Raw genomic sequence first — 8,732 nt, forward strand, 5'->3', positions numbered from 1 at the left:
GGGACGGCTGTGAAGAGGTCGGCGACGAGGCCGAAATCGGCGACCTGGAAGATCGGGGCCTCTTCGTCCTTGTTGATGGCGACGATGATCTTGCTGTCTTTCATGCCGGCGAGGTGCTGGATGGCGCCCGAGATGCCGATCGCGACATAGAGATCGGGGGCGACGACCTTGCCGGTCTGGCCCACCTGCCAGTCGTTCGGCGCATAGCCCGAATCGACCGCCGCGCGCGAGGCTCCGACGGCGGCGCCCAGCTTGTCGGCGAGGCTCTCGATCAGCGCGAAATCCTCTTGCGAGCCGACGCCGCGGCCGCCGGAAACCACCACCCCCGCCGAGGTCAGCTCGGGGCGATCGCTCTCGGCAACCTTGTCCTCGACCCATTCCGACAGGCCCGGATCCGCCGCCGCCGACACGGTCGCAACCGTGGCCGACCCGCCGTCACCCGCCGCGTCAAAGGTCGAGGTGCGGATCGTCACGACCTTTTTCGCATCGCCCGATTTCACCGTCTGGATCGCGTTGCCCGCATAGATCGGGCGCTCGAACGTGTCGCCGTCGACAACCCCGGAAACGTCGGAAATCACCATCACGTCCAACAGCGCGGCCACCCGCGGCATCACGTTCTTGGCGTCGGTCGTGGCCGGGGCAACGATATGTTCATACTCTCCGGCCAAGCTGGCAATCAACGCTGCCGTCGATTCGGCCAGGCGGTGGCCCAGGCTGGCATCCTCGGCCACCAGAACCCTGGATACCCCCGCGATCTTCGCGGCGGCCTCACCCGCGGCGGCGGCTGAGGCGCCACAGCACAGCGCGGTCACATCGCCCAGCATGGTTGCGGCGGTCACCGCCTTTGCCGTCGCGTCCAGCGCCAGTTCGCCATCCGTAACCTCGGCAAGCAAAAGTACAGCCATTATACAGCCCCCACTTCCTTGAGTTTCGCAACCAGCTCGTCCACCGAACCCACCTTGATCCCCGCGGCGCGGGCCTCGGGCTCGGCGGTCTTGACGATCGACAGGCGCGGCGCCACGTCGACGCCGTAATCCGCCGCCGTCTTTTCATCCAGCGGCTTTTTCTTGGCCTTCATGATGTTGGGCAGGCTGGCATAGCGCGGCTCGTTCAGGCGCAGGTCCACGGTGATGATCGCCGGCATCCTGACCTTGATGGTCTGCAGGCCGCCATCCACCTCGCGGGTCACCACCGCGCTGTCGCCATCGATGCCAAGCTCGGAGGCAAAGGTGCCCTGGCTCCAGCCCAGCAGCGCCGACAGCATCTGACCGGTGGCGTTCATGTCGTTGTCGATCGCCTGCTTGCCACAGAGCACCAGGCCGGGCTGCTCTTCATCCACGATCGCCTTGAGGATCTTGGCCACCGCCAGCGGCTCGATATCGCTGTGAACGTCATCCGCGGCCACCACCAGGATCGCCCGGTCCGCCCCCATCGCCAACGCCGTGCGCAGCGTCTCCTGGCTCTGCTTGACACCGATCGAAACCGCCACGATCTCATCCGCCTGGCCCGCTTCCTTCAAACGGATCGCCTCTTCCACCGCAATCTCGTCAAACGGGTTCATCGACATCTTGACATTCGCAAGATCAACACCGCTTCCGTCCGCCTTCACTCGAACCTTGACGTTATAGTCAATCACGCGCTTGACAGGCACCAATACCTTCATATGCGTCTCTCTCCTCAGTTAGGACCGGGCCTCTCGTCGACTCGTTCCGATGCATTCCCGCAGTTGATAGCGGTGCGAGGCAGCGGGAAACAGGGTAAAATCGTCACCTTTGGCGAGTTGAACGTCGCGTTTCTTGTTTTCTGGCCGGACTGGCCGTCATTTTGTTGCTGAGCCGGGGTTCACCGGTTGGCACCGGGCACCCACAGCACATCGCCCGACCCGTTGCCATTTGCCACCCGGGCCGCGACGAAAAACCAGTCGCTCAGCCGGTTGAGATATTTGACCGCGGCCGGGTTGACGGGCTCTGCGGTTGCCAGCTCAACAGCCAATCGCTCGGCGCGGCGCGACACGGTACGGCAGACATGCAGTTGCGCCGCCAGCGCGGTTCCGCCGGGCAGGATAAAGCTGCGCAGCGGGCTCAGGTCGGCGTTCATCGTGTCGATCTCGGCCTCGAGCCGCACAACCTGGGCTTCGATCATGCGCAGCGGCGGGTAGTCGGCCTCGGCATCCTTGTCCATGTCGGGGCGGCAGAGGTCGGCACCCAGGTCGAAGAGGTCGTTCTGGATGCGTGACAGGGCGGTATCGAGATCACCCTCGGAATGCAGCCGGGCGACGCCGACAAAGCTGTTGAGTTCGTCGGACGTACCATAGGCCGACACCCGCAGCGCGTGTTTGGCGATGCGGTCGCCATTGCCAAGCGCGGTATCGCCGCCATCGCCGGTCCGCGTGTAAATCTTGTTCAGGACTACCATTCTGTCAGCCTCCGGTTCCGCGCAGCCAGACAAAGAGCAGGATCAGGGCGACCGCGACGAATTGTGCGATGATTCGCAGGCGCATCATCTTGTTTCCGTGCTTTTTGTTAAAGGCACCCCCCTTGGCAAAGCCGCCGATGCCGATCATCAGGATGACCACCACCGCGGCCATGGCCACGAGGATCGCGGTAAAAAGAAAGTCGCTCATGTTGTCCCCAAGTCTCTGTCGCTTGCGCCGTGAAATAGCGGTCCGAGGCGCAAAAGCGAACTGTTAATTCTAGATGCGCGACACGATGCGGTCGGCCATACGGCTTGACAGCACCCTGTTGAGGTAACCGCCGATATAGGTTGCCGTGGTCACGTAGTACCGTGGTTTGGGCGAGCTGCTGTTCAATGCGCGGAGCAGTTTCGCGGTGACGGCGCTGGCGGGCAGTTCGAACATGTCGGGCGCGCCGCCGTGGTAGAGGCGCGGCAGCAGGCGCGTTTCGTAATCGGATCGCCGGGGGGAATTGCGCCAGTCGATGTATTTCTCGAAATAGGGTATGCCCTTTTCGCGAAACAGCGTGGTGATCGGGCCGGGTTCGATCAGGACCACCCGGATGCCGGTGCCGCGCAGTTCCACGCGCATGGTGTCGCTCAGCCCTTCGAGCGCGTGTTTGGTGGCGGTGTATGCGCCGCGCCAGGGGATCGCGACAAGCCCGAGGATGGACGAGCATTGCACGATATGCCCGTGCCCTTGCCGCCGCATGACGGGAATCACCTGCCGCGTGAGGTCGTGCCAGCCGAACAGGTTGGCTTCGAAAATCGCGCGCAGCCCGTCGGTTGGCAGATCTTCGACCAATCCGGCGAGTTGATGGGCGCCGTTGTTGAACAGGGCGTCCAGCGTGCCGTTTGTTGCCGCGAGCACCGCGTCCAGGCCGGTGCGGATGCTGTCGCCGTCGCAATAGTCGATTCGCGGGCTGTCAAACCCCTGGGCGATCAACCGGTCGCAATCGGCCTGCTGGCGGCAGGCAGCAAAGACCCGCCAGCCCTGGGCCCGCAGGGTTTGCGCGGCGTCAAGGCCAATGCCCGACGAGCAACCGGTAATCAGGATGGATTTCTGCATGAGAGACGCCCGTTGGTGATCCTTGGGCGAAACCTATGCCTGCTGTTGCCATCCACTGCAACCGGACCGCAGGGGGTCGGCGTGTCAGGGAGCGCGCTTGCTGACCAGTGATGCGGAGATCCAGCCCAGCTGGCGGCCGGGAATCGTGCGCAGGCGCAGCCAGCCGGTACCGCTCTCGCTCAGAACTTCGACGGATTGACCGATATTCAGGCGGGTGATGATCGGATAGATGGTGCCCGGCCCGTCGCGCATGTTCACCCGCGTGCCGGTGATTTCGCGCAGGTCGGCCTTTGGCGTTGGGGCTGCGGTGGTGTCGGGGCCGGGTGATGCTGCGGGGCGCAGGCCCGAGGCCCCGAGCTCCAGCGATGCCAGCGACAGGCCATCGGCCGCGCCTTGGTCGGAAACGAGGGTCAGCCCCCGGGTCAGGCTGGCGCGGACCTGTTGCAATTCCGGCGATGGCGCGCGGGTGGCGGTTTCGGTCAAAGCGGCCTGCACGACCGCCGGTTGCACAACCAGCGTTGCGGGTGCCACGCGGATCGGTTCGCTGATCGAACGGCCGGCGGGGCGCGGTGCCGGTTCGGTTCGGGAGCTGGCGGCGGTCCTGGTCACCTCGGGGCGTTCGGGCGGCTGAAAGTCGGAGCCTCCGCTCAATTCGTAGAACACCAGTGCCATGACGGCGAAGGAAACAAGAACCAAGCGCATTGGGCGCCCTCCAGTACAAAATCACAAAACAGAATGCCGGTCGAAAACCAGACCAACGCTTTGAGCATAGCGGGCGCGTCGATTCGTTGCAGGGGGAAGAGTCCAGTTTCTTTGTCATTTTGCCGAAATTGGGCGCAGACGGGCAAAAGCGATACGGGTCGCTTTACCCGGCCCGATCATCGGCGTATCACAGCATCTATGAATGACCTGGTTGATGACCCCAACATGAAGCCCGAAAACGGACTTGGCGAAGTGGCCGAGCCCCTGCGCCGTGCGATTGGCGATCGCTATCTCACGTATGCGTTATCGACGATCATGCACCGGGCGCTGCCCGATGCGCGCGACGGGCTCAAGCCGGTTCACCGGCGAATCCTCTATGCGATGCGCGAATTGCGCCTGTCGAGCAATGGCGGGTTCCGCAAATCCGCCAAGATCTCGGGCGATGTGATGGGCAACTATCACCCGCATGGCGACGCCGCGATCTATGACGCGATGGCGCGTTTGGCGCAGGATTTCAACGTGCGCTATCCGCTGGTCGACGGGCAGGGCAATTTCGGCAATATCGACGGCGACAACCCGGCGGCGTCGCGATACACCGAAGCGCGCATGACCATCGTGGCCGAGGCGCTCCTGGAAGGGCTGAACGAGGACGCGGTCGATTTTCGCGACAATTACGATGGCACGCTGACCGAGCCGGTGGTGCTGCCGGCGCAGTTTCCGCACCTGCTGGCCAATGGCGCAAGCGGGATCGCGGTGGGCATGGCGACAAATATTCCGCCCCACAACATCGCCGAACTGTGCGACGCCTGTTTGCACCTGATCAAGACGCCCGAGGCCCGCGACGATACGCTGCTGAACTATGTGCCGGGGCCGGATTTTCCCACCGGCGGGGTGATCGTCGAGCCGCCCGAGAATATCGCCAATGCCTATCGCACCGGGCGCGGATCGTTCCGGTTGCGTTGCAGGTACGAGGTCGAGGACCTGGGGCGTGGCCAGTGGCAGATCGTGGTCACGGAGATTCCCTACCAGGTGCAGAAATCGCGGCTGATCGAAAAGATCGCCGATCTGATCCAGACCAAGAAAATCCCCATCCTGGCCGACATCCGCGACGAAAGCGCCGATGACATCCGGATGATTCTCGAACCGCGCTCCAAGAACGTGGATCCCGAGGTGCTGATGGGGATGCTTTATCGCAACTCGGATCTCGAGGTGCGGTTCAGCCTCAACATGAACGTGCTGATCGACGGGGTGACACCCAAGGTCTGTTCTCTCAAAGAGGTGCTGCGGGCGTTTCTGGATCACCGCCAAGAGGTGTTGCTGCGCCGCAGCCGGCACCGGCTTGCCAAGATCGACCACCGGCTCGAGGTGCTGGAGGGCTTTATTGTCGCCTTCCTCAACCTGGACCGGGTGATCGACATCATCCGCTATGACGACGATCCGAAATCGGCCCTGATGCGCGAGGATTGGTCCCGCGAATTCCGCCGCGCGACCTCGGAGAGCGACTATCTGACGCCGCCGCCCGGCGATGGCGAATTGTCGGAAGTGCAGGTCGAAGCGATCCTGAATATGCGTCTGCGCAGTTTGCGGCGGCTCGAAGAGATGGAGTTGCGCAACGAATACGACGCGTTGATGAAAGAACGGGCCGAGATCGAAGACCTGCTTGGCGATGCGGGGCTGCAATGGGCCAGGATCGCCGAGCAGCTTCGGGAAACCCGCAAGACCTTTGGCAAGGATTACGAGGGCGGCGCCCGCCGCACCCTGTTGCAGGAGTCGGCCGAGATCGAAGAGGTGCCGCTCGAGGCAATGATCGATCGCGAACCGATCACCGTGGTCTGTTCGCAGATGGGCTGGATCCGTGCGATGACCGGCCATATCGATCTCAATCGCGAGCTCAAGTTCAAGGATGGCGATGGGCCGCGTTTCATCTTTCACGCCGAAACCATCGACCGGTTGCTGGTCTTTGGCTCTAACGGGCGGTTTTATACCCTGTCGGCCGCCAACCTGCCCGGCGGTCGCGGGATGGGTGAGCCGGTGCGGCTGATGGTTGATTTGCCGAACGAGGTCGAGATCGTCGATCTGTTCATATACGCGCCGGATCGCAAGCTGTTGGTGGCATCGTCGGCGGGCAACGGCTTTGTGGTGGCCGAATCCGATGTCGTCGCACAGACCCGCAGCGGCAAGCAGGTTCTGAATGTCGGCGATGCCGCGCGGGCCAGCATCTGCCGCCCGGTGCGGGGCGACCACGTGGCGGTGGTGTCGCAGAACGGCAAGTTCCTGGTCTTTCCCACCGAAGACCTCCCCGAGATGGCGCGGGGCAAGGGGGTGCGGCTTCAGAAATACAACATGGCGCGGGGCAAGCAAGGGGCTCTGGAACTGGACGGTGGCTTGTCCGACATCACCACGTTCAACTGGTCCGAGGGGCTGAGCTGGGAAATGGGTGGCGGCAAGACACGCCACGAGCCGGACCTGACCGAGTGGCTGGGCAAGCGGGCAGGGGTCGGCAAGCGCCCGCCCTATGGGTTCCCGCGCAACAACCGGTTCGGCTAGGGCGCGATGCGATCGGGGCGGGGCAGGGCCAGAGGGATCACATTGGCGGCAGTCCGCCACGGTTGCGTTTGCACCCTTGGTCCGGCTGGTCTATCTGCTCTGGCACACGAGGCTGACGAGAGAGCACCATGATCCGCATTCTGACATTGCTGGCCGGGCTGGCCCTGCTGGCGGCCTGCAACACGGGTCCGCAGGACCGCACCCCCGACTCGCTGGGCGAATTCAAGCTTGGCCACAACGTCGTGGTGGCTTCCAAGATGCGCCAGGGTCCGATTTCGCGCGATGCCACGGCGGAGGAATGGGAAACCACCATCCGCGACGCGGTGCAGGCGCGTTTCGGCGGTTTTGACGGCGATCAGGTCTATCATTTCGGCATCAGCGTCGAAGGGTACATGCTTGCCCCCGAAGGCTTTATCTACAACCCGCGCTCGATGCTGGTGATCAACGTCACCGTCTGGGACGACCAGGCCGGCAAGAAGCTGAATGACAAGGTTCACCAGATCACCGTGGTCGAGGATTCGACCACCGCCACCTTCTTCAAGGGCTCGGGCCGCGAGCGCACCAAGCAGGAGCAGATGGACGGGCTGACCGCCAATGCGCTCGACTTGCTGGGCGACTGGCTGGCCGAACGCCACGCCGAAGATGGCTGGTTTGACAAGCGCCCGGAAACCCCGGCCCCCGTCACCCCCGTGACCGAGTAATCGCAGGCGCGCAGGTCAGGCTTGATTTTCCGTCCTGAACCTCATATGTCGCGCCCGCAATCGACGTAAATTCGGGCCGGTTCCGGCCCCCCAATTCAAAAAAGGCGCCCGAGAATGGCAAAGGAAAAGTTTGAGCGTAACAAGCCGCACGTCAACATCGGCACGATTGGCCACGTTGACCACGGCAAGACGACGCTGACCGCGGCAATCACCAAGTATTTCGGTGACTTCAAGGCCTATGACCAGATCGACGGCGCGCCGGAAGAGAAGGCCCGCGGGATCACCATCTCGACCGCGCACGTGGAATACGAGACCGAGAACCGCCACTATGCGCATGTGGACTGCCCCGGCCACGCGGACTATGTGAAGAACATGATCACCGGTGCGGCGCAGATGGACGGCGCGATCCTGGTTGTGAACGCCGCTGACGGCCCGATGCCGCAGACCCGCGAGCACATCCTGCTGGGCCGCCAGGTTGGCATCCCGAAGATGGTCGTGTTCATGAACAAGGTCGACCAGGTTGACGACGAAGAGCTGCTCGAGCTGGTGGAAATGGAGATCCGCGAACTGCTGAGCTCCTACGACTATCCGGGCGACGATATCCCGATCATCGCGGGTTCTGCTCTGGCGGCGATGGAAGGCAACAAGCCGGAAATCGGCGAAGAGAAGATCAAGGAGCTGATGGCGGCTGTTGACGACTATATCGACACGCCCGAGCGTGCGGTTGACCAGCCGTTCCTGATGCCGATCGAAGACGTGTTCTCGATCTCGGGCCGTGGTACGGTTGTGACCGGCCGTGTCGAGCGTGGCGTGATCAACGTTGGCGACGAAATCGAGATCGTCGGCATCCGCGACACCAAGAAAACCACCTGCACGGGTGTTGAAATGTTCCGCAAGCTGCTGGATCGCGGCGAAGCGGGCGACAACATCGGCGCGCTGCTGCGCGGTGTTGACCGTGAAGGTGTCGAGCGTGGCCAGGTTCTCTGCAAGCCGGGTTCGGTGACGCCGCACACCAAGTTCGAAGCCGAAGCCTATATCCTGACCAAGGAAGAGGGTGGCCGTCACACGCCGTTCTTCGCGAACTACCGTCCGCAGTTCTACTTCCGCACGACGGACGTGACCGGCACCGTGACGCTGGCCGAAGGCACCGAGATGGTGATGCCGGGCGACAACGTGTCCTTTGGCGTCGAACTGATCGCGCCGATCGCCATGGAACAAGGCCTCCGCTTCGCCATCCGCGAAGGCGGCCGCACCGTCGGCGC

The 8,732-nt window shown here is 63.2% G+C and carries 9 protein-coding genes; 3 read left to right on the plus strand and 6 right to left on the minus strand.

The annotated features are described in order from the left end of the window. From ACP15R_RS27120 to ACP15R_RS27145, 6 genes are all read right to left on the minus strand, one after another. Nucleotides 1-905: electron transfer flavoprotein subunit alpha/FixB family protein (locus ACP15R_RS27120; RefSeq protein ID WP_424988677.1), on the minus strand; the 905-nt coding region annotated here is incomplete at its 3' end. Then, nucleotides 905-1,663 (minus strand): electron transfer flavoprotein subunit beta/FixA family protein, encoded by a 759-nt coding sequence (locus ACP15R_RS27125; RefSeq protein WP_424985798.1) that lies wholly within the window; start codon nt 1,661-1,663, stop codon nt 905-907. The genes ACP15R_RS27125 and ACP15R_RS27120, both read right to left, overlap by 1 nt. 179 nt (nt 1,664-1,842) lie before the next feature. Further along, entirely contained in the window at nt 1,843-2,415 is a 573-nt protein-coding gene (locus ACP15R_RS27130) for a cob(I)yrinic acid a,c-diamide adenosyltransferase (RefSeq protein ID WP_424988946.1), read from the minus strand. Between the two features lie 4 nt (nt 2,416-2,419). After that, nucleotides 2,420-2,623, minus strand: coding sequence for a twin transmembrane helix small protein (locus tag ACP15R_RS27135; protein ID WP_424988947.1), 204 nt, complete (start codon nt 2,621-2,623; stop codon nt 2,420-2,422). 69 nt (nt 2,624-2,692) lie between these two features. Beyond that, complete coding sequence (locus ACP15R_RS27140) at nt 2,693-3,520, minus strand: SDR family NAD(P)-dependent oxidoreductase (protein ID WP_424988948.1); 828 nt, start codon at nt 3,518-3,520, stop codon at nt 2,693-2,695. A gap of 84 nt (nt 3,521-3,604) precedes the next feature. Beyond that, nucleotides 3,605-4,222 carry an SH3 domain-containing protein gene (locus ACP15R_RS27145; RefSeq protein WP_424988949.1) on the minus strand — a complete coding sequence of 206 codons (618 nt, stop codon included), beginning with the start codon at nt 4,220-4,222 and terminating at the stop codon, nt 3,605-3,607. Nucleotides 4,223-4,420: 198 nt separating this feature from the next. Between ACP15R_RS27145 and ACP15R_RS27150 the strand changes: the two genes are divergently transcribed. From ACP15R_RS27150 to tuf, 3 genes are all read left to right on the plus strand, one after another. Next, the gene (locus ACP15R_RS27150; RefSeq protein ID WP_424988950.1) at nt 4,421-6,769 is read left to right on the plus strand and encodes a DNA topoisomerase IV subunit A; all 2,349 of its coding nucleotides are present in this window, start codon (nt 4,421-4,423) and stop codon (nt 6,767-6,769) included. 128 nt (nt 6,770-6,897) lie between these two features. Beyond that, nucleotides 6,898-7,470, plus strand: coding sequence for a hypothetical protein (locus tag ACP15R_RS27155; protein WP_424988951.1), 573 nt, complete (start codon nt 6,898-6,900; stop codon nt 7,468-7,470). A gap of 114 nt (nt 7,471-7,584) precedes the next feature. Continuing rightward, nucleotides 7,585-8,732, plus strand: a 1,148-nt coding sequence (gene tuf / locus ACP15R_RS27160) for an elongation factor Tu (RefSeq protein ID WP_424988952.1), incomplete at its 3' end; no start/stop codon positions are given.

The organism is Microbulbifer sp. S227A, from assembly GCF_049800935.1.